21 protein-coding genes are annotated in these 19,131 nt (G+C 63.7%); 10 read left to right on the top strand and 11 right to left on the bottom strand.

Annotated features, from left to right (window positions below; all coding sequences use genetic code 11):
• The first annotated feature begins 52 nt into the window (after window positions 1-52).
• Together YU3_RS0116825 and YU3_RS0116820 are read left to right on the top strand one after the other, a co-directional pair.
• Window positions 53-505 (top strand): MaoC family dehydratase, encoded by a 453-nt coding sequence (locus tag YU3_RS0116825; protein WP_027167347.1) that lies wholly within the window; start codon window positions 53-55, stop codon window positions 503-505.
• The gene (locus YU3_RS0116820) at window positions 505-1,386 is read left to right on the top strand and encodes a CoA ester lyase (RefSeq protein ID WP_027167346.1); all 882 of its coding nucleotides are present in this window, start codon (window positions 505-507) and stop codon (window positions 1,384-1,386) included. Before YU3_RS0116825 ends, YU3_RS0116820 begins: the two co-directional genes overlap by 1 nt.
• Window positions 1,387-1,392: 6 nt before the next feature.
• Here the strand turns inward: YU3_RS0116820 and YU3_RS0116815 are convergent, their stop codons facing one another.
• Window positions 1,393-2,067 carry an isoprenylcysteine carboxylmethyltransferase family protein gene (locus YU3_RS0116815; protein ID WP_027167345.1) on the bottom strand — a complete coding sequence of 225 codons (675 nt, stop codon included), beginning with the start codon at window positions 2,065-2,067 and terminating at the stop codon, window positions 1,393-1,395.
• Window positions 2,068-2,204: 137 nt separating this feature from the next.
• On the opposite strand from YU3_RS0116815, the gene YU3_RS0116810 reads away from it, so the two are divergent.
• Entirely contained in the window at window positions 2,205-2,942 is a 738-nt protein-coding gene (locus YU3_RS0116810; RefSeq protein WP_027167344.1) for a TetR/AcrR family transcriptional regulator, read from the top strand.
• Here the strand turns inward: YU3_RS0116810 and YU3_RS0116805 are convergent.
• On the bottom strand, window positions 2,939-3,523 hold the full coding sequence (locus YU3_RS0116805; RefSeq protein ID WP_027167343.1) for a nitroreductase: 585 nt from the start codon (window positions 3,521-3,523) through the stop codon (window positions 2,939-2,941). The genes YU3_RS0116810 and YU3_RS0116805 overlap by 4 nt on opposite strands.
• Window positions 3,524-3,686: 163 nt before the next feature.
• Between YU3_RS0116805 and YU3_RS0116800 the strand changes: the two genes are divergently transcribed.
• Entirely contained in the window at window positions 3,687-4,652 is a 966-nt protein-coding gene (locus YU3_RS0116800) for a hypothetical protein (protein WP_027167342.1), read from the top strand.
• A 10-nt stretch (window positions 4,653-4,662) separates the two neighbouring features.
• On the opposite strand, the gene YU3_RS0116795 is transcribed toward YU3_RS0116800, so the two are convergent.
• Window positions 4,663-5,601: a GNAT family N-acetyltransferase gene (locus tag YU3_RS0116795; protein ID WP_027167341.1), complete on the bottom strand. Its 939-nt coding sequence runs from the start codon at window positions 5,599-5,601 to the stop codon at window positions 4,663-4,665.
• Window positions 5,602-5,684: 83 nt separating this feature from the next.
• Window positions 5,685-7,658 carry a threonine--tRNA ligase gene (thrS, locus tag YU3_RS0116790; protein WP_027167340.1) on the bottom strand — a complete coding sequence of 658 codons (1,974 nt, stop codon included), beginning with the start codon at window positions 7,656-7,658 and terminating at the stop codon, window positions 5,685-5,687.
• Window positions 7,659-7,897: 239 nt separating this feature from the next.
• On the opposite strand from thrS, the gene YU3_RS0116785 reads away from it, so the two are divergent.
• On the top strand, window positions 7,898-8,731 hold the full coding sequence (locus tag YU3_RS0116785) for an SAM-dependent methyltransferase (protein ID WP_027167339.1): 834 nt from the start codon (window positions 7,898-7,900) through the stop codon (window positions 8,729-8,731).
• 6 nt (window positions 8,732-8,737) lie between these two features.
• On the opposite strand, the gene blaOXA is transcribed toward YU3_RS0116785, so the two are convergent.
• Window positions 8,738-9,550, bottom strand: coding sequence for a class D beta-lactamase (gene blaOXA, locus YU3_RS0116780; protein ID WP_027167338.1), 813 nt, complete (start codon window positions 9,548-9,550; stop codon window positions 8,738-8,740).
• 145 nt (window positions 9,551-9,695) lie between these two features.
• Window positions 9,696-10,070 carry a membrane protein insertion efficiency factor YidD gene (gene yidD / locus YU3_RS0116775; RefSeq protein ID WP_027167337.1) on the bottom strand — a complete coding sequence of 125 codons (375 nt, stop codon included), beginning with the start codon at window positions 10,068-10,070 and terminating at the stop codon, window positions 9,696-9,698.
• Between the two features lie 135 nt (window positions 10,071-10,205).
• Here yidD and YU3_RS40635 point away from each other — a divergent pair, with 135 nt between their 5' ends.
• Window positions 10,206-10,361, top strand: a complete 156-nt coding sequence (locus YU3_RS40635) for a hypothetical protein (protein WP_156913495.1) — start codon at window positions 10,206-10,208, stop codon at window positions 10,359-10,361.
• A gap of 32 nt (window positions 10,362-10,393) precedes the next feature.
• Complete coding sequence (locus YU3_RS0116770) at window positions 10,394-11,311, top strand: LysR substrate-binding domain-containing protein (RefSeq protein WP_027167336.1); 918 nt, start codon at window positions 10,394-10,396, stop codon at window positions 11,309-11,311.
• Here YU3_RS0116770 and YU3_RS0116765 read toward each other — a convergent pair.
• Window positions 11,308-11,754 (bottom strand): iron-sulfur cluster assembly scaffold protein, encoded by a 447-nt coding sequence (locus YU3_RS0116765; protein ID WP_027167335.1) that lies wholly within the window; start codon window positions 11,752-11,754, stop codon window positions 11,308-11,310. The two genes, YU3_RS0116770 and YU3_RS0116765, sit on opposite strands and share 4 nt — an antisense overlap.
• A 236-nt stretch (window positions 11,755-11,990) precedes the next feature.
• On the opposite strand from YU3_RS0116765, the gene folE reads away from it, so the two are divergent.
• The 3 genes from folE to YU3_RS0116750 all read left to right on the top strand — a co-directional run bounded on the left by folE (window position 11,991) and on the right by YU3_RS0116750 (window position 14,245).
• On the top strand, window positions 11,991-12,620 hold the full coding sequence (gene folE / locus YU3_RS0116760; protein WP_027167334.1) for a GTP cyclohydrolase I FolE: 630 nt from the start codon (window positions 11,991-11,993) through the stop codon (window positions 12,618-12,620).
• A 116-nt stretch (window positions 12,621-12,736) separates the two neighbouring features.
• The gene (gene hisI, locus YU3_RS0116755; RefSeq protein WP_027167333.1) at window positions 12,737-13,195 is read left to right on the top strand and encodes a phosphoribosyl-AMP cyclohydrolase; all 459 of its coding nucleotides are present in this window, start codon (window positions 12,737-12,739) and stop codon (window positions 13,193-13,195) included.
• 84 nt (window positions 13,196-13,279) lie between these two features.
• The gene (locus tag YU3_RS0116750) at window positions 13,280-14,245 is read left to right on the top strand and encodes a patatin family protein (protein WP_027167332.1); all 966 of its coding nucleotides are present in this window, start codon (window positions 13,280-13,282) and stop codon (window positions 14,243-14,245) included.
• 164 nt (window positions 14,246-14,409) lie between these two features.
• Here the strand turns inward: YU3_RS0116750 and recJ are convergent, their stop codons facing one another.
• From recJ to YU3_RS0116730, 4 genes are all read right to left on the bottom strand, one after another.
• Window positions 14,410-16,194 (bottom strand): single-stranded-DNA-specific exonuclease RecJ, encoded by a 1,785-nt coding sequence (gene recJ / locus YU3_RS0116745; protein WP_027167331.1) that lies wholly within the window; start codon window positions 16,192-16,194, stop codon window positions 14,410-14,412.
• Window positions 16,195-16,200: 6 nt separating this feature from the next.
• The gene (locus tag YU3_RS0116740; RefSeq protein WP_027167330.1) at window positions 16,201-16,425 is read right to left on the bottom strand and encodes a DUF6434 domain-containing protein; all 225 of its coding nucleotides are present in this window, start codon (window positions 16,423-16,425) and stop codon (window positions 16,201-16,203) included.
• Between the two features lie 88 nt (window positions 16,426-16,513).
• Window positions 16,514-17,497: a class II fructose-bisphosphatase gene (gene glpX / locus YU3_RS0116735; protein ID WP_027167329.1), complete on the bottom strand. Its 984-nt coding sequence runs from the start codon at window positions 17,495-17,497 to the stop codon at window positions 16,514-16,516.
• A 179-nt stretch (window positions 17,498-17,676) separates the two neighbouring features.
• Window positions 17,677-18,990 carry a homoserine dehydrogenase gene (locus tag YU3_RS0116730; RefSeq protein ID WP_027167328.1) on the bottom strand — a complete coding sequence of 438 codons (1,314 nt, stop codon included), beginning with the start codon at window positions 18,988-18,990 and terminating at the stop codon, window positions 17,677-17,679.
• Between the last annotated feature and the right edge of the window lie 141 nt (window positions 18,991-19,131).

Here is a 19,131-nt window from a genome sequence, read left to right as displayed (position 1 = left end):
GATGGAGCCGCGACCAACGCCTATCAAGCAAGGAAATCGGAGGAGATCGACCATGGCCGGGCTTTATCTGGAAGAATTTGCCGTCGGCCACGTCTTCCGCCATACGCTGCGCAAGACCGTGACCGAAAGCGACAACATGCTGTTTTCGGTGATGACGCTGAACCCACAGCCTTTGCACATCGATTTCGACTTCGCCGCGAAAACCGAGTGGGGCAAGCCGCTGGTCAATTCGCTGTTCACGCTCGGCCTGATGATCGGCATTTCGGTGAACGACATCACCGTCGGAACCACTGTCGCCAATCTCGGCATGAAGGAAACCGTGTTTCCGCACCCGGTCTTTCACGGCGACACAATCCGGGTCGAGACGACGGTCGTCTCGGTGCGCGAGTCCAGGTCGAAGCCCGACCGCGGCATCGTCGAGTTCGAACATCGCGCTTACAACCAGAATGACGTTCTTGTTGCCAAATGCACCAGGCAGGCGATGATGCTGAAAAAGGCTGCCTGATGCGCTCGTTGCTCTTCGTGCCCGGCGATTCCGAACGGAAGCTGGAAAAAGGCTTCGGGGCGGGGGCCGATGTGGTTATCGTCGATCTCGAGGATTCCGTTGCTGCCGCCAACAAGGCGGCGGCACGCGCGACCGCGGCTGATTTCATCTCGAGCCAAAGGCGCCACACACGTTGCGCGATCTATGTGCGGGTCAACGACCTTTCCACCGGCCTCACCGACGACGACCTCGCGGCTGTTGTCCCCGTGAAGCCCGACGGCATCATGCTGCCCAAGTCGAACAATGGGCAGGACGTCCAGCGACTGGCGGCGAAGCTTCGGGTCCATGAGGCCGAAAGCGGGTTGCCGGACGGCGGCATAAGGGTCCTGCCGATCATCACCGAGACCGCGGCAGGCGTGCTGGCGGCGGCAAGCTATGCCGGGACGAGCGCGCGGCTTGCCGGCCTGACCTGGGGTGCGGAGGATTTGTCGGCGGCGATCGGCGCATGCTCGGCCCGCGACGAGAACGGCCGCTACACCGACGTATTTCGCCTGGTGCGAACCATGACCATTCTGGCCGCCGGCGCGGCTGAAGTCGCCGCTATCGACACCGTCTTTCCCGATTTCCGTGACATGGCCGGTTTCGGGCAGGAATGCCGCGAGGCCGAGCGCGATGGCTTCACCGGCAAGATGGCGATCCATCCCGCGCAGGTGCCGGTCATCAACGCCGCCTTCACGCCATCGGCCGAAGCGGTCGAGCGATCGCAGGCGATCGTCGACGCCTTCGCCGCGGCCGGAAACCCGGGCGTCGTCGGCATCGACGGCAAGATGTACGACCGGCCGCATCTGCGGCTGGCCGAGCGCTTGCTTGCCCGCGCCAAGGCGGCCCGCATATCTGCCTGAAGCCTGCTACCAGACCATCGGGATCAGCTTGTAGCGAACACGCGCGGCGTAGTCGTCATAGCCCTGCAGGCCGGTCCGCAAGGTCTGCTCCTCGATGAAGGTGCGGATGCCGAGCAGGACGATGAAGACGAGCACGGATGCCAGGCCCCACCAGGAACCAAGCAGCAGCGCCGTGCCGGCAAAGAAGAAAATGGCGCCGGCATACATCGGATGACGGACGTAAGCGTACGGCCCTGTGGTGATGACCTTCTGTCCGCGTTCGTCCTGGATCTTCACGACAGGCGCCGCGAAGCTGTTTTCCATCATCGTCAGGTAGGAGATCCAGATTCCGAGCAGCAGGACGATCGCACCGGCCAATTGCAGCCATAGCGGAACGGCTGACCAGCCGAAGCGGAAGTCGAGCCCCATCAGCACCAGCCAGGCAAAAATGCCGGCGAGCAGGATGGAAAGCAGGATCTTGTCGGCCGCGGTCTGGCGCTTCTGGATGGGAGGGCTGAGCCGCTCATTCATCAGCCCGGGATCGCGCCGCGCGAGCGCCACGCCAAGCGTCAGGCTGAGCCCGACCATCAACACCAGATAGACCCAGGCTCCCGGCCAGCGCAGCGTGCCGGCCGACGCGAAGAGCAGTGCGCCCATGAAGCCGAACCAGAGGAATGTCTGGACAATCAATCTCGAGATCATGACCACCTTCCACGATGTTTCGCCCCGCAATTTTGGCCGAATCCGACCGTTGGTCTATTATACCGACCACCGGTCTATATCTCAAGGCGCTTCGGCACTCTGGACGGGAACGGTCGCCGCGTGCACAAGGTTTCGCCATGCCCCGCATCATCAGGCACCCGGAACTCAGGCGCGAAGAACTGCTGGACCAGGCCCAGGCCCTGTTCCTGATGCATGGCTACGACCGGGCGAGCCTCAACGACATCATCGCGGCCGCCGGCATCTCAAAAGGCGCCTTCTATCACTACTTCGCCTCCAAGGAGGCCCTGCTGGAGGCACTGGCGGAGCGTTTCGCCAGACAGGCGCTCGCCGGCGTCCAGAAGATCGTCGATGATCCGAACCTCGATCCGCTTGGACGCTTGAATGCCCTGCTGGCTGCGTCTCGCCAGGCCAAGATCGATACCGCGCCGGAAGCATGGGCGCTCTTCGAGACGCTGTTCCGGCCTGAGAATCTTGTGCTTTTTCATCGCATCAATCTCGCGGCCAGCAAGTCCTTCTCACCCGTGCTGGTGGAGATCATCAAGCAAGGCGTCGAGGATGGCGCCTTCCGCACTTTCGACCCGGAAGGCGTCGCCGAAATTGTCATGCAATTCGGTCTGGCGACATACAATGTCACCGCCAAGGCGCTCGCAGGCAGCGATGCCGATATGGATATCGCCATCGAAGCCCTGGAGAAGCGGGTGCGGCTTTATGAGATCGCGCTCGACCGCATCCTCGGCCTTCCCGACGGCAGCATCCGGATCGGCGAGCCCGGCTTCGTGCGCGCCGTCATGACTGCGCGCCGCGGTAATCCTGCAGGGCCGGCCGCGGCTTCCAAGCGCGCAGCACGTGACTAACCGGCCCAAGGACCGGTGTAATCGGCATAGAGCTTCGCCGGATCGGGCCGCGGCCGTTCCGGAGCCGGCCCCTGATAGGAGCCGATATGGACGAAACCGATGACGCGCTCCTGCGGCGACAGGCCGAGGATCGCCCGGCCCTCGGCAACGTCGGAATACCAGTTGCTGATCATGTTGGTGCCGTAGCCCAGCGCGTTGGCCGCAGTCATCAGGTTCATGGCCGCCATGCCTCCCGACAGGAACATTTCCCATTGCGGGATCTTCGGGTTCTCCTTCGGCACCGACACGACGCCGATCACCAGCGGGGCGCGCGAGAAGCGCGCCAGTTCCTGGTTGCGCCGGCCCTCGGGCAGCGGCCCCTCCCGCTGCTCGGCAAGCGCCGCCAGTTTCTTGCCGATCTCGACCCGCGCCTCGCCACGGTAAAGGATGAAGCGCCAGGGTTCGAGCCGGCCGTGGTCGGGAACGCGCGAGGCCGCCGCAATCATCGTCGCGATCTCGGCATCGCTCGGCGCCGGCTCCTTGAGGTCGGGGATCGGCGCGGAATTGCGGGTGAGCAGGAAGTCGATGATCGGCGACGCCATGGGCGCAAGTCTCCTGGAAAGCATTCGATTTTGAGCTGAAGCACGCCATCGGGAGGTCGGGCGGCTCGGGCGGTGGCGTTTTGCGCCGGATAAGGAGCCGCTGCGGGAAGCAACGCACTCCTAGGCCTTGAAATTGCCACCGCCTTGGGCTTCAACGCAAGGCATGTTTGAGGGGATCCTGCGCCTTTTCGTGATCGCACTGGTCGCTGCGTCGTTCGCGGTGCCGGTTTCCTTCGCGCTGGCCCAGAACGCCAACGATATCGGCGACATCAAGCTTCCAGGCATTTCAAGCTACGCGACGCCGAAGACAGAGGGACCGCTGGCGCTCGGCAATGGCGGCGCCATCACGCTGTCGGCGCAGTTGACCGACAAGGGCGCCGACATCACCCGCGGCATCGTCTGGCGGGTCTTCAAGCCGCAGCCCACGAGCGACGGCAAGCTGCCGATGGTGGCATCCGCGCATGGCGGCACGGCGGTCTTCCAACTCGACCCCGGCAGCTATCTCGTCCATGCCTCCTATGGACGCGCCGGCGCCACCAAGCGCATCACCGTCGGCAAGGAAGCCCGGCGCGAAAGCCTTGTGCTCGATGCCGGCGGCCTGAAGCTCGACGCGGTAACATCAGGCGGCGCGCCCATCCAGTCAAAGAAACTGCGCTTCTCCATCTATGAAGGCCAGGCTGCGGCCAATGGCGACCGCCCGCTGATCGCCCCCGACGTCGCGCCGAACACCGTGGTGCGGCTCAACGCCGGCACCTACCATGTCGTCTCCACCTACGGCGCGGTCAACGCCGTGATCCGCTCCGACATCCGCGTCGAGGCCGGCAAGCTGACCGAGGCAACCGTCGAGCACCGCGCCGCCGAGATGACGATGAAGCTGGTGCGCGAGCCCGGCGGCGAAGCCATCGCAGACACGTCCTGGTCGCTGCTGAACGAGAGCGGCGATCCGATCAAGGAAGCGGTCGGCGCCTTCGCCTCGATGGTGCTGGCCGAGGGCCAGTACACCATCATCGCCAAGAACCGCGACCGCATCTACCAGAAGGATTTCACGGTCGTTGCCGGCCAGAACCAGGAAATCGAGGTTGTGGCCAATGAATCCTCGGCCATCGACCCTGAGGAAGGCGCGGATTAATCGCTTTTACTCACGCGGCCTTGCGCATCCGTTTCGGCAGGAACGGCACGCTACGCGACGCAGCCGGCATCGCCAGGTCGAAGACCGAGCGATAAAGCCGATCGAGCAGCAGCTTGCGGTCGCGCAGCGGCTCGAGGTCGCTCCATTTCAACACATCGCCGATGCGCACCTCGATCGCCTTGCCGGACAAACGGGCGAATTCGCGGATCAGCAGCGAAGTGCGCAGCGTCAGCGATGCCTTGCCGATGAATTTCGCCACGCGGTTGTCGCGCTCGGCCATGTTCATCGGGCCGCTGACGAGATGGAACAGACGGCCGTTCTGGCCGGAGAAATGCATCGGGATGACCGAGGCTTTGGCGTCCTGGATAAGCTTGGCCGGGAACATCTTCCACGGCAGGTCGATGGCGCGGCCGAACCCCTTGGGCGCCGTCGCCACCCCGCCGGCCGGAAAGACGACGATGGTGACGCCTTCCTTCAACAGCCGCACCGCTTCATGGCGCACGGCCATGTTGTTCTTCAGGGCTTCCTTGGTCTCGGAAAAATCGATGGGCAGCGAATAGGGCTCCATCTCGCGGATCCTGAGCAGGTCCTTGTGGATCATCACCCGGAACGGCCGGCCCAATTGCTCGGCAAGCGACAGCACCGCGATGCCGTCGCCGATACCGAAGGGATGGTTTGCGACGATGACTAGCGGCGTGTCCGGCAGCGCTGCCGGCGGCCATTGCACGGCGTTGCGGACCTTGACGTCGATCAATTCCAGCATGCGGCTGAAGACGCGATCGCCGGTCGGCACCACCTGGCGGCGCCAGAAATCGTAAAGCACGGCGAAGCGGTCGCGGCCTGACAGGCCCTCGACGGAATGGATGAACCAGCGTGTCAGCACCGGCTGATGCGGGTTGGCGTAGGAGAGCTCGGGAAAACGTCTTTCCCGCAGTTTCAGTTTGAGCATGGCGGCTCGTTACAAGGCTGGCGTGACAGGCTTATGAAAATGGCGGTGGACACGCCACCGCCATCTAAGGGCAGGCTGGAAAGTCAGGCGGCGCGACGCTTGCGGTCAGGCGAGACCGCCTCGTCGGCAAGAGATTTCACCGCATCGTCGAGCTTCTGCGATTCCTGGTCGCGGGAACCCAGCCGGCGGACATTGACGGTCTCTTCTTCCGCCTCGCGCTTGCCGCAAACGAGGATGACCGGCACCTTGGCAAGCGAATGCTCGCGCACCTTGTAGTTGATCTTCTCGTTGCGCAGGTCGGCTTCGGCGAGCAGTCCCGCCGCCTTCAGCCGCTCGACCACCTTCCTTGCGTAGTCATCGGCATCGGAGGTGATGGTCGCCACCACCACCTGCAGCGGCGCGAACCACAGCGGGAAATGGCCGGAATAGTTCTCGATCAGGATGCCGAGGAACCGCTCCATCGAGCCGCACACGGCGCGGTGCACCATGACCGGCTGCTTCTTCTCCGAATCCGAGCCGATATAGAAGGCGCCGAAGCGCTCCGGCAGGTTGAAGTCGACCTGGGTGGTGCCGCATTGCCATTCACGGCCGATGGCGTCCTTCAGCACATATTCGAACTTCGGGCCGTAGAAGGCGCCCTCGCCCGGATTGATCGAGGTCTTGATGCGGTTGCCGGAGCGCGTGCGGATCGTCTCCAGCACGTTGCCCATGATCGCCTCGGCATGATCCCACGCCTCGTCGGTGCCGACGCGCTTGTCCGGGCGCGTCGACAGCTTCACGGCGACCTCGTCGAAGCCGAAATCGGCATAGGTCGAAAGGATCAGGTCGTTGATGCGCAGGCATTCTGCCGCGAGCTGCTCCTCGGTGCAGAAGATATGCGCGTCGTCCTGCGTGAAGCCGCGCACGCGCATCAGCCCGTGCAGCGCGCCGGAAGGCTCATAGCGGTGTACATTGCCGAATTCCGCAAGCTTGACGGGCAGTTCGCGATAAGATTTCAGCCCATGCTTGAAGATCTGCACATGGCCGGGACAGTTCATCGGCTTGAGCGCGAAGACGCGGTCGTCGTCGGTGTCGTCACCGGCGACCGTCACCTTGAACATCGCGTCGCGATACCAGCCCCAGTGTCCCGACGTCTCCCACAGGCTTTTGTCCAGGACCTGGGGCGCGTTGACTTCCTGATAGCCGTGCTCGTCGAGGCGGCGGCGCATGTAGTTGATCAGGTTCTGCACCATCTTCCAGCCCTTGGCGTGCCAGAAGACGACGCCCGGTCCCTCTTCCTGGAAATGGAACAGGTCCATCTCGCGGCCGAGTTTGCGGTGGTCGCGCTTTTCGGCTTCCTCCAGCAGCGTCTGGTAGGCCTCGAGCTGCGCCTGGTCGGCAAAGGCCGTGCCATAGATGCGCGTCAGCATCGGATTGTTGCTGTCGCCGCGCCAATAGGCGCCCGCCACCTTCATCAGCTTGAAGGCGCTGCCGATCTGTCCGGTCGAAGCCATGTGCGGACCGCGGCAGAGGTCGAACCAGTCGCCCTGGGCGTAGATCTTGAGATCCTGGTCCTCGGGAATAGCGTCGATCAACTCGAGCTTGTAGCGTTCGCCCTTGTCGGCGAAGACCTTCTTCGCCCTCTCGCGCGACCAGACTTCCTTGGTGAACGGCTTGTTGCGCGCGATGATCTCGCGCATCTTCTTCTCGATCACCGGGAAATCATCCGGCGTGAACGGCGCGTTGCGCGCGAAGTCGTAGTAGAACCCGTTCTCGATGACTGGCCCGATGGTCACCTGCGTTCCCGGCCAAAGCTCCTGCACTGCCTCGGCCAGCACATGCGCGGCATCGTGGCGGATGAGTTCCAGCGCGCGCGGATCCTCGCGGGTGATGATCTCGACCTTGCCGGATTTGGCGAGCGGATCGGAAAGATCGCGAACGGTGCCGTCGAGGCTGTAGGCGACAGCCTTCTTTGCCAGCGACCTGGAGATCGATTCGGCAAGGCTGGCACCGGTCAGCGCCGCGTCGTAATCGCGGACGGAGCCATCGGGAAATGTCAGGGAAACGGAATTCGGCATCAGTGTTCTCCTATCCAGTCCCGCAAACGAGCGCGGGTGGTAAAATGCATGTCGCAGGATGCGGTGCGGCATGCAGAGGGTTAGCCGGAGGCGCCAATCGCATACATGACGACCAGCGGCGCGGTTTTAGAGGCAGTGTCGCGTCAGGTAAAGAGCGGCCGTCAGGAAATGTCGCCAGCGATGTAGCAGACGCCTCGCGGAGGCTTGTGAACGCAACACGGCGCAGCTTGTATAGAGGCATGAAAGACGCATCACCCAGCCGAACCGCCCTGCGCGTCGCGCGCCTGAGAGCCCTTCATCAATTCTCACCGCAGGTGGCGCTGTTTCGCGACCCTTATGCGAGCGCAATCCTGGGCGATGCCGCACCCGCGCCACAGGAACTCCAACAGGAGGACGAACATGGCCGCCGCATGCGCCTGTTCGTGGCCGCACGCGCCCGCCTCGCCGAGGATTGGCTGGCGGCAGCGGTGGGGCGCGGCGTTCGCCAGCTCGTCGTGCTCGGCGCCGGGCTCGACACGTTTTCGCTGCGCAATCCCTATCCGGGTCTCGCGGTCTTCGAAGTCGATCACCCGGCGACGCAGGCATGGAAACGCCGGCGCATCGCCGAAGCCGGTCTGGCCGAACCACCCGGCGCCATCTTCGTGCCGGTCAATTTCGAACGGCAGCGCTTGGCCGAAGAACTGGCCGCGGTGGGCCTGAAAGCGACCGAACCGGGCTTCTTCATCTGGCTGGGGGTCGTGCCTTATCTGACGCGGGAAGCGATCTTCACCACGTTGTCCTATATTGCCGGCATTCCGGGCTCCGAGGTGGTGTTCGACTACAGCGAGCCAGCCGAGAACCGCGACAGCTTGGGACAGGCCGCCCTGGCCTTCCATGCGGCGCGCGTCGCGGCCATCGGCGAACCCTGGATCAGCTTTTTCGTTCCCGATGAATTGGCGAAGTCGCTCACCGACCTCGGCTTTGACGAAATCGAGGATCTCGAAAGCGGCGAGATCGCCACCCGTTTTGCCAGGTCCCCCGGCACGCGAGGCAATTCCGGCGGGCACATCCTGCGCGCCCGCCGCAGCGTCTGAGAGAAGCTACTTCACCAGTCGCGGCAGATCCTTCAGGAAAGCCGCCCGCGTTGCCAGGCCCTTCGGTTTGTCGGTATGCTTGGCATCCACGACCAGTCTTGCAAAGACGATGCGGCGGCTGTTCTTCTCGGCCCAGCCGACGAACCAGCCGAGCGAGCGCTTGCCGTCCGCGCCGAGCCTCGTGCTGCCCGTCTTGCCTTGCACTGTCCAGTCGCCTGCTGCGAAGGCCGGAAGGGTCGCCTTTGTCAGCTCATGCGCCTTCGCCGAAACCGGCATCTTGCCGGCGAGCAGCTGGCGCAGGAAGGCGATCTGTTCGGCCGGCGATATTTCGAGCGAGGAATTTATCCAGGATTGCGTAAGCCCATTGTCCTTGCCGGCATCGCCCGAGACATCCTTATTGCCGTAGCCGAATTTCGACACATAGAAGGCAAACTTTTCAGCACCGAGCCGTCGCGTGATCTCGCGCGAGTACCAGACGATGGAATCGCGCTCCCAGATCGTCGGATCGACCGTCTTCTGGTCGCGCTTTGCCGCCTTGAACTCCGGCTTGTAGTCCCAGCTCGGCGTGTGCTGATCGCTTAGGATCCCGGCATCGTAGCCGATCAGCGCCAGCGGCACCTTGAAGGTGGAAGCGGGGCTGACGCGCTTGTCGCAGACACCATCCTGATAGAGCGTCTCGCCGCTTTGCTGATCCTGGATCAGCGTGCAGTGGATGTCGTCGAGCGGCGCCGATTGCGCCCGCACCGGCAGGCCCAGTGTCCAGGCCAGAAGGAAAAGGACGATGGCAAAAATGAAGGGATAGCGGTCCATCTGGCGCATAGCGAAGTCACTCCTGAACGGGATTGCAGGCAGCGGCTTAGCGGCGCGTCTTGTCTCGATTTTGTCTCAAATTGGCAGTGTTTGTGCAGCTTCGCGTTAACCCTACCGGATCGTAAAAATTCTATGATCGGTGACCGCGAAGCAATCAGGTTCCGAGTTCGCCGCGCTTCTTGCCGATCCGCCAGTAGCGCCAGGGCATGAACCAGACATAGCGCGCCGCGAGCGTCTCCGGCACCCGGTCGATGCCATGCGTTCCGAACGGCCCGCAGCGCAGGACCCGGAACAGTCCCATCCAGCCGCCGGCCCAAAGGCCGTGGCGGGCAATGGCCTCATGCGTATATTCGGAACAGGTCGGCAGGTGCCGGCAGCTGTTGCCGACAAAGCCCGAGAGCGTCAGTTGATAGAGGCGCACGAGCGACGTGCCCAGGATGCGCCCGGGCGTCTTGCGCCATGGCCCCTGCCAGTTGCGCCCGGGCTGGGTCGGCCGGGCGCCATGCATATGTCCAGGATGGTCGCCCATCTGTCTCCGCCGCCTGTTTCACTGCGCGATAGATGTGGGCTTTGGCGCTGAAACGCAATGCTTTTGCCCTCAAGGCCTGAAGCGCCGGATGGGATATCTGTTGGCGGGCGGGACGTGGTGGCAGGAGGCATCTCGATGTCCGCGACAGTCGCCACCGCGCAAGGCTCCGCCGTGCCACTGAAAGGTGGCGATCCGCATGACGTCGTTCAAAATGGCCAGGAATTGGTTCATGCCAGCGCTCCTTTGAGAAGGATTAGACTGCCGCTGGCCTTCATCCTCAAACGAGTATAATTTCCCTGTCGGATAACCTGAGGTTATGCGAAATGAAGCGAGGGCGGTTGCCGCTGACGGCGCTCAGGAGCTTCGAGACGGCCGGCCGGCATTTGAGCTTCAGCCGGGCGGCCGAGGAGCTTTATGTGTCGCAGGCAGCTGTCAGCCGGCAGATCCGCGAGCTCGAGACTTTCTTGCGCCAGCCGCTGTTTCTGCGCCTCCATCGCCGCGTCGAACTGACGGATGCGGGGCATCGGCTGCTCGGCCAATTGGTCAGAAGCTTCGACGATATCGACCGGGTGCTTTCGGAACTCACGGCCTCACCGGCGCAGTCCGTGGTCCGCGTCAGTGTCGAACCGTCGCTTGCCGCCGTATGGCTGGTGCCGCGGCTCAATCGATTTCGCCAGCTTCGGCCCGATATCGATGTATCCCTGGAAGTCGATCCACGACCGATCGAGTTCCGCAGCGATCAGCCCGAACTCGCCTTGCGTTTCAGCGCGCACGCCACGTCATGGCCGCGCAGCGAGGCCGAGCACCTGGCCTCGACCGTCGATTCACCGGTTCTGTCGCCGGGGTTGCTGGCGTCGGGCCCTCCCCTGGAAAAGCCGATCGACCTTCGCCATTACACGTTGCTGCACGAGGAAAACCGGCAGGGTTGGGCGCGTTGGTTCCAGGCAGCCGGGGTGTCCGCGGACGCGGTACCCGCGCGTGGCCCGATGCTGGCCGACGTCTCGCTTTCGAAACAGGCTGCGCTGCTCGGCCATGGCGTAGCGCTCGGCGATCTCCTGCAGATCGGTGAGGAGCTCGCGTCAGGCACGTTGATCAAGCCGTTCGATATCGATGTGGCTTCCGGCGCCTATTGGCTGGTGGCCAGGAGCTTGCGGGACCTCTCGGAGCCCGCCAGAGCGTTCGCCGACTGGATCCGAAGCGAGTTCGCTGTGACCAGGGGGCGGCCTGACGCCTATCCTTAGGCCGCCTGTCCGGCGCGCTTCTTCTCGATCTGGCCGATCGCATCGACCACGGCGTCGAAGGTCAGCATGGTCGAGGCGTGGCGCGCCTTGTAGTCGCGCACCGGTTCCAGATATTTGAGGTCGGCGAAACGGCCTTCCGGCGGCGCGCCGTTCTCCTTGAGCATCTTCAGCATGGTTTCGCGCACGGCGCGCAATTCGTCGGCGCTGGCGCCGACCACATGCTGGGCCATGATCGACGACGAGGCCTGGCCGAGCGCGCAGGCCTTCACGTCGTGGGCGAAATCGGTCACCACATCGCCGTTCATCTTGAGGTCGACGGTGACGGTCGAGCCGCACAATTTGGAATGCGCCCTGGCCGTCGCGTCGGCATCGTCGAGCCGGCCGATCCGCCCTATGTTTCCGGCGAAACCGAGAATTTTCGCATTGTAGACGTCGTCGATCATATTTTTCCAATCCGTCGCCGCCCAGCGAACAGGCTTTGCCGCTCTGGCGTCTTCCTTTCGCTCAGCTACAACCATATATAATGGTCGCAGTCGGGCATCGACAAGGCGACTACAAGCCGTTGTCCCTGCCCATACGTTCACGCCGCTTGCGGGATGGAAATGGGCGATTTTCACCCAAAAGGTCGTGGTCCGTTCAACTCGTCCCACCTTTGAGTGGGACTACGGGAGACGCCTTTATGGATGCCGTCATCAAGAAAATCATGCCCCCCTCCGACTATATGGAAAAGCCCGTCACCGACCGGCCGAGCGAGGCCGAGGTCGAAGCCGCCGTGCGCACGCTTTTGCGCTGGACCGGCGACAACCCGGACCGCGAAGGCCTGGTCGACACGCCCAAGCGTGTGACCAAGGCCTTCCGCGAAATGTTCAACGGCTATGACATGTGCCCGGCCGACGAGCTGGGCCGCACCTTCGAGGAAGTTGCAGGCTATGACGATCTCGTCATCGTCAAGGACATAAACTTTCATTCGCATTGCGAGCACCACATGGTGCCGATCATCGGCAAGGCCCACGTCGGCTACCTGCCGGACGGCAAGGTCGTCGGCCTGTCGAAGATCGCGCGTGTCGTCGACATCTTCGCGCATCGCCTGCAGACGCAGGAAGCGATGACGGCGCAGATCGCCGGCGTCATCCAGGACGTGCTCAATCCGCGCGGCGTTGCCGTCATGCTCGAAGCCGAGCATATGTGCATGGCCATGCGCGGTATCCGCAAGCAGGGCTCGACCACGCTGACCTCGACCTTCACCGGCGTCTTCAAGGACACGCCGGAGGAGCAGGTTCGCTTCGTCACCATGGTGCGCGCCGGCTGATCTGCCGGCCGTCGCCGGCCCATCAGACCATGATCCCGAACCGAAGGGCCGCGTCAGCGAAAAGTGGAGACCGGTTTTCGGATAAGATCATGGTCAAACGGAAAGATGGACCGGCGATGTCGGCACTGCAATTCCCCGAAGCCCCGTCAGACAAGAAAGCGCTGGAGGAAGGCGCCGTCCTTTCCCCGCGCTTCGATGCCGCGGGTCTCGTCACCGTCGTCGTCACCGATGCCGGCGACGGCATGCTGTTGATGGTCGCGCATATGAACGCCGAAGCGCTGGCGCTTACACTCGAGACCGGCATTGCCCACTACTGGTCGCGCTCGCGCAACGCGCTGTGGAAGAAGGGCGAGACCTCCGGCAATTTCCAGCACGTCGTCGAGATGCGCACGGATTGTGACCAGGACGCGATATGGTTGAGCGTCAAAGTGTTGGGCCACGACGCAACTTGTCACACCGGCAGACGTTCCTGCTTTTATCGGACGGTGGGGCTCAGCGACGGCAAGGCGGTGCTTGCCGACGACGGCAGCAAGCCGCTGTTCGATGCGGACCAGACGTATCGGAAGCCGGTGTGAACCATTCAATATTCACAAACCACTCACATTCACTATTCTCAAATATCCTTGCGGTAGAAGGGATATGGGACAAGGGAGATCATGATGCTCGAATGGGCGTCATTGCGCAGCAGACCTGACGTTCGGGAGGCCAACGGCCCCGCATCGTCCGGCGGCGCGTCTGAGCAGAAATCTCAGAAGAAAACCGGCATTTCGCTGGCGCTCGGCGGCGGTTGCGCCAGGGGCTGGGCTCATATCGGCGTGCTGCGCGCGCTGGACGAGGCCGGCATCGAAGTGTCGATGATTGCCGGCACCTCGATCGGCGCCCTGGTCGGCGGCTGCTACCTCGCCGGCAAGCTCGACGAGCTGGAAGAGTTTGCCAGAAGCCTGACCAAGCGGCGCATTTTCGGCCTTCTCGATCTCAATCTGCGCGGCAGCGGCCTGTTCGGCGGTCTGAGGCTCGATCAGCGCCTGCGCGAGCACCTCAATGGCGCCCGCTTCGAGGATTTGCCGAAACCCTTCGTCGCCGTCGCCGCCGAAATCCGCACCGGCCATGAGATCTGGCTGTCGAGCGGCTCGCTGGTCACCGCCATGCGCGCCTCCTATGCGCTGCCGGGCGTCTTCGAGCCGGTAGCCTGCAATGGCCGCATGCTGGTCGATGGCGCGCTGGTCAATCCGGTGCCCGTCTCGGTCTGCCGCGCTTACGAGCAGCCGCTGGTCGTTGCCGTCAACTTGCATTACGACCTGTTCGGACGCGCCGCCGTCATCAAGCATAGTGCCGGCGAGCTTCTCGTCGAAAGCGATGCGCCACGCCCCGGCCAGATCAATCCCCAATCGCACCAGACGCGCCTCGGCATCACAGGCGTCATGGTCGAGGCCTTCAACATCATCCAGGACCGGATTTCGCGGGCAAGGCTCGCCGGCGATCCGCCCGATATGTCGCTGCAGCCAAAGCTCAGCCATATCGGCCTGACCGAATTCCACCGCGCCGACGAGGCGATCAGCCTCGGCTACCAGGCGACCAAAGCGCAGATCAACGAGCTGACCCGGCTGCAGTCCGTTCTGGTCTAATCGCAATCCAGCACCGCCTTTCTAAGGTATGTTGAGATTCAGGTCAGGCCGAGTCGAAAATGACGATTTCCGAGAACCGGAGCGGAGCGTACTGAAGTACGTGAGCACCGGAAGCGCAGGAAACCGGCATTTGCAGACCGGCATCACCTGAATATCGACATACCTTAAGCCAGCGCCGCATCGCTGATGCGAAACTGCACCTTGCGGTTGCCGTTCCAGTAATTGCCCGACAGCGAGCCGGCGATGTGCACGGTCCTGCCCCTGTTCTTGAACAGGAATTCGCCGAGCGCCGTGTCGACGGCACGGAAGGCGATCGCCTGGATGTTGCCGCCGCTTTGCGACTGCAGATCCACTCGAATGTGGTTGGTGCCGACCGCACGTGCGTCGGCGAGCCGGTGACGCGGCAGCACGAACACGGGCGCGATGTGTCCGGCGCCGAACGGGCCGGCCTTCTCCAGCGCGTCGAGCAGCGCGATCGTGGCGCCCTCGGCCGCCAAAGCGCCGTCGATCGCCAGGCTTTCCTCGTTCTGCAACCGGAAAACGTCGGCCGCGGCGCGCTCCTCGAAGAAGGCGCGCAGCTCGCCGAGCTTGGCGCGCTCGACGGTGATGCCGGCGGCCATCGCATGGCCGCCACCCTTGACGATCAGCCCGGCATCGGCCGCCTCGCGCACCAGCCGCCCGAGATCGAAGCCGGTCACCGAACGTCCTGACCCCGTACCGATGCCGGTCGAATTGAAGGCGATGGCAAAGGCGGGCCGGCGCGCATGGTCCTTGAGCCGCGAAGCGATCAGCCCGACGATGCCTGGATGCCAGGTGTTGCTGGCGGTGACGATGACGGCGGGACCATTGCCGCCGGCAAGCTCCGCATCGGCTTCGGCACGCGCCTGGGCCAGCATCTCCTGCTCCATATGCTGGCGTTCCTGGTTCAGCCGGTCGAGCGTCTCGGCAATGCTCGCCGCCTCGACGGGATCATCGGTGGCTAAAAGCCGGCTGCCGAGCGCTGCATCGCCGATGCGGCCGCCGGCATTGATGCGCGGTCCAATCAGGAAGGAAAGATGGAAGGTGTTGATCGGCTCGCCGATGCGCGAGACCCGCGCCAGCGCCGCCAGCCCCTCATTCTTCTGCTGGCGCGCCACCTGCAAGCCTTTGACGACGAAGGCGCGGTTGACCCCGGTGAGCGGGACCACGTCGCAGACCGTCGCCAGCGCGACGAGGTCGAGCAGCGAAAGCAGATCGACCGGCGCGGCGTTCGGCAGCCTTTCGCGCAGCACCTTTGCCGTCTGGACAAGGCACAGGAAGACGACGCCGGCGGCGCACAGATGCCCCTGCCCGGACAGGTCGTCCTCGCGATTGGGATTGACCACGGCATGCGCCGCGGGCAGCGGGCCGCCAACCTGGTGGTGGTCGAGCACCACGACATCGGCGCCGGCTTCTCTGGCCGCCTCGATCGAGGTCGCGCTGTTGGTGCCGCAGTCGACGGTGACGATCAGCTTCGCGCCGCGTGAGATCAGCTCCCGCATCGCTTCCGGATTGGGTCCGTAGCCTTCGAAGATACGGTCCGGGATATAGATTTCGGACGGCACCGAAAAATGCGTGAGAAAGCGCTTGATGAGCGACGACGAGGCAGCGCCGTCGACGTCGTAGTCGCCGAAGATCGCCACTTTTTCGCCGGCGACGATCGCATCGGCGAGCCGCGCCGCCGCCTTTTCCATGTCAGTCAGCGATGCCGGATTCGGCAGAAGCTCGCGAATAGTCGGATCCAGGAAGCTCTCGGTCTGCTCCGCGCTGACGCCGCGCCCGGCCAGCACCCGCGCCACGATATCGGGCACGCCGTGGCCCTGCGCGATGGCCAAAGCGGCCATGTCCTGCCGCTCGCTCAGCCGGTGTTCCCAGGAAACACCGGTCGCCGACTGCCTGACATCGAGGAAGAACCGTTTCTCGCCCGCCAAGAAAAACTACACTTTCCGCTTTTCAGCCTGGCGGCGAAGCCATTCGTCCGCCGCATCACCCATGGTCCTTTCCGTACCATCCTTAAGCCAGGCCATGAAAGAGCGGTCGAACCGGAATGCACTGCCGCATTCGCGCGTGAGAAAGCGGCGCACATTCTGGGTGTTGCGATAGGATTTGGTGATGGCAGTGGCACGCGAAATCGGATCCGCGTGCCAGTCGAACGCCTTCATCGTCAGATCCTTGCGGCCAGTGTCGTTGTCGCCGAAATGGCTAACAACTGCGATCCGGCCTCGCAAGGGGCGTGAAACGGCGAACCCTCTAGAACTTATCCAGATCCTGATGTCTGGCCTTGATTTCGCGCACCGTGCGCGAGGACGAGCGCAGCACGATGGTGTGCGTGGTGATGAAGGTGCGGCCGAACTTCACCCCGTCGAGCAGATTGCCGTCGGTGACGCCGGTCGCCGCGAACAGCACGTCGCCGCGCGCCATGTCCTGGGCGCGATAGACGCGCTTCGGATCGGAAATGCCCATCTTTTCGGCCCGCGCTACCTTCTCCGGTGTGTCGAGGATCAGCCGGCCCTGCATCTGCCCGCCGGTGCAGCGCAAAGCAGCGGCAGCCAGTACACCCTCCGGCGCGCCGCCGGTGCCGAGATAGATGTCGATGCCGGTCTCGTCCGGATCGGTGGTGTGGATGACGCCGGCGACGTCGCCGTCGCCGATCAGCCGGATCGCGGCGCCCGTAGCGCGCACGGCGTCGATCAGCCTGGCGTGACGCGGCCGGTCGAGGATGCAGGCGGTGATGTCGGAAACGGCCACGCCCTTGGCCTTGGCCAGGTTGGCGAGGTTCTCGGCCGGTGAGGCGTCGATGTCGATCAGGCCTTCAGGATAGCCTGGGCCGATGGCGATCTTGTCCATGTAGACGTCCGGCGCGAACAGCAGGCTGCCTTTTTCCGCGATCGCGATGACGGCAAGCGCGTTGGGCAGGTTCTTGGCGCAGATCGTCGTGCCTTCGAGCGGATCGAGCGCGATGTCGACGGCCGGGCCTTTGCCGCTGCCGACCTCTTCGCCGATATAGAGCATCGGCGCCTCGTCGCGCTCGCCCTCGCCGATCACCACCGTGCCCTTGATGGCCAGCCGGTTGAGCTCCTGGCGCATCGCGTCGACAGCCACCTGGTCGGCTGCCTTCTCGTCGCCGCGCCCGCGCAGCCTGGCTGCCGCGACCGCGGCCCGCTCGGTGACGCGCACGACTTCCATGGTGAGGATCCGGTCGAGACCGGCGGCGATGTCTTGGGCGATGTTCATGGATGGGCATTCCTCTGTTTGCTTCGAGCAATTCCAGAACGGTTGAGCATCGGAATTGATCCGCCTCCCACCAGAGGCCGGCTTCTTCTGGCAAAGCTCCATGACAACGGCAAGACTTGCCGGGTGATTTTTCGAAATGACAGCAAAATCAATCGATTGAAGGCGGAATGTGACTCGCTTTATTCCGCCCGCTCGATGCGGATCACCTGCGGTTTGTCGGTCAGATGACCGTCCTTGGTGATGCCTTCGACAGCCTTGCGCACCGCCGCTTCCGTCGTCTCATGAGTGACGAGGATCACCGTCTTTTGCGCCTGTGTTTCGGTGCCGGCCGCCTGCTGGACGATCGATTCCAGCGAGATGTCGTTGTCGGCCATGCGCTTGGCGATGGCCGCGAAGACACCGGTACGGTCATGCACGGTAAGGCGGATAAAGTAGCCGCCGGCATGGCTGCGCATCCGCGCCTTCTTGTAAGGCTTCAGTTCCTTCGCCGGCCAGCCGAACACCGGAGCGTGCTGGAACCCGGGCCGGCTCTTGGCGATATCGGCAATGTCGCCGATCACCGCCGACGCGGTGGCGTTGCCGCCAGCGCCTGGACCGGAAAGCAGAAGCTCGCCCAGAATGTCCGTCTCGATCGCCACGGCGTTGGTGACGCCATGCACCTGCGCGATGACCGAGGCTGTCGGCACCATCGTGGGATGGACACGCTGCTCGATGCCGCTGTCGGTGCGCTGCGCGACGCCGAGCAGCTTGATGCGGTAGCCGAGATCGCCGGCGGCGCGGATGTCGGCCTGGGTGATGTTGGAGATGCCTTCCATATAGATGTCGTTGGCGGCGATCTTCGTGCCGAAGGCAAGGCTGGTCAGGATCGACAATTTGTGCGCGGTGTCATGGCCTTCGATATCGAAGGTCGGATCGGCCTCGGCATAGCCGAGCCGCTGCGCGTCCTTCAGGCAGGCGTCGAAGGAGATGCCTTCGGCTTCCATGCGCGTCAGGATATAGTTGCAGGTGCCGTTGAGGATGCCGAAGACACGCGTCACCGCGTTGCCGGCCATCGCCTCGCGCATCGTCTTGATGACCGGGATGCCGCCGGCCACCGCCGCCTCGTAGTTGAGCAGCACGCCCTTCTTCTCGGCGATCTCGGCCAGTTGCACGCCGTGCTTGGCAAGCAGCGCCTTGTTGGCGGTGACCACATGGCGCCCGGCCTCGAGCGCCGCCTTCACCGACAGCCGCGCCGGCCCTTCGTCACCGCCGATCAGCTCGACGAAGACATCGATATCGGCCTTTTCAGCCATCCTGACGGGATCGTCGAACCATTTCGCGGCGCTCAGATCGATGCCGCGATCGCGCTTCGGATCGCGGGCCGAAACGGCAGTCACCACGATGTCGCGGCCGCACTGGCGGGTGAGCTCGGTCGCCTTGTCGCGCAGCACGCGCGCCACCGAGGCGCCAACCGTGCCGAGGCCGGCAATTCCAATACGCAACGCTTCAGCCATGTCCGGCGACGCCCCTCAACGAGAGCAATTCCGGGAAAAGCGCGAAGCGGTTTTCCGTTCGGAATTGCATAAAAACAAATAGTTAGAGCAGGCCGGCGATTTCGACAAACGCTGAGCTGCCCTAGCGAAAAATGTCAGGCA

This window comes from Mesorhizobium sp. WSM3224, assembly GCF_000427725.1.
Classification (GTDB): domain Bacteria; phylum Pseudomonadota; class Alphaproteobacteria; order Rhizobiales; family Rhizobiaceae; genus Mesorhizobium.
This window is presented reverse-complemented; position numbering and strand designations above follow the sequence as displayed.

Excerpts from the sequence above, each read along its gene's own strand:
- YU3_RS0116825 (WP_027167347.1), top strand. The coding sequence starts at position 53 with ATGGCCGGGCTTTATCTGGAAGAATTTGCCGTCGGCCACGTCTTCCGC.
- YU3_RS0116820 (WP_027167346.1), top strand. The coding sequence starts at position 505 with ATGCGCTCGTTGCTCTTCGTGCCCGGCGATTCCGAACGGAAGCTGGAA.
- YU3_RS0116815 (WP_027167345.1), bottom strand. The coding sequence starts at position 2,067 with ATGATCTCGAGATTGATTGTCCAGACATTCCTCTGGTTCGGCTTCATG.
- YU3_RS0116810 (WP_027167344.1), top strand. The coding sequence starts at position 2,205 with ATGCCCCGCATCATCAGGCACCCGGAACTCAGGCGCGAAGAACTGCTG.
- YU3_RS0116805 (WP_027167343.1), bottom strand. The coding sequence starts at position 3,523 with ATGGCGTCGCCGATCATCGACTTCCTGCTCACCCGCAATTCCGCGCCG.
- YU3_RS0116800 (WP_027167342.1), top strand. The coding sequence starts at position 3,687 with ATGTTTGAGGGGATCCTGCGCCTTTTCGTGATCGCACTGGTCGCTGCG.
- YU3_RS0116795 (WP_027167341.1), bottom strand. The coding sequence starts at position 5,601 with ATGCTCAAACTGAAACTGCGGGAAAGACGTTTTCCCGAGCTCTCCTAC.
- thrS (WP_027167340.1), bottom strand. The coding sequence starts at position 7,658 with ATGCCGAATTCCGTTTCCCTGACATTTCCCGATGGCTCCGTCCGCGAT.
- YU3_RS0116785 (WP_027167339.1), top strand. The coding sequence starts at position 7,898 with ATGAAAGACGCATCACCCAGCCGAACCGCCCTGCGCGTCGCGCGCCTG.
- blaOXA (WP_027167338.1), bottom strand. The coding sequence starts at position 9,550 with ATGCGCCAGATGGACCGCTATCCCTTCATTTTTGCCATCGTCCTTTTC.
- yidD (WP_027167337.1), bottom strand. The coding sequence starts at position 10,070 with ATGGGCGACCATCCTGGACATATGCATGGCGCCCGGCCGACCCAGCCC.
- YU3_RS40635 (WP_156913495.1), top strand. The coding sequence starts at position 10,206 with ATGTCCGCGACAGTCGCCACCGCGCAAGGCTCCGCCGTGCCACTGAAA.
- YU3_RS0116770 (WP_027167336.1), top strand. The coding sequence starts at position 10,394 with ATGAAGCGAGGGCGGTTGCCGCTGACGGCGCTCAGGAGCTTCGAGACG.
- YU3_RS0116765 (WP_027167335.1), bottom strand. The coding sequence starts at position 11,754 with ATGATCGACGACGTCTACAATGCGAAAATTCTCGGTTTCGCCGGAAAC.
- folE (WP_027167334.1), top strand. The coding sequence starts at position 11,991 with ATGGATGCCGTCATCAAGAAAATCATGCCCCCCTCCGACTATATGGAA.
- hisI (WP_027167333.1), top strand. The coding sequence starts at position 12,737 with ATGTCGGCACTGCAATTCCCCGAAGCCCCGTCAGACAAGAAAGCGCTG.
- YU3_RS0116750 (WP_027167332.1), top strand. The coding sequence starts at position 13,280 with ATGCTCGAATGGGCGTCATTGCGCAGCAGACCTGACGTTCGGGAGGCC.
- YU3_RS0116740 (WP_027167330.1), bottom strand. The coding sequence starts at position 16,425 with ATGAAGGCGTTCGACTGGCACGCGGATCCGATTTCGCGTGCCACTGCC.
- glpX (WP_027167329.1), bottom strand. The coding sequence starts at position 17,497 with ATGAACATCGCCCAAGACATCGCCGCCGGTCTCGACCGGATCCTCACC.
- YU3_RS0116730 (WP_027167328.1), bottom strand. The coding sequence starts at position 18,990 with ATGGCTGAAGCGTTGCGTATTGGAATTGCCGGCCTCGGCACGGTTGGC.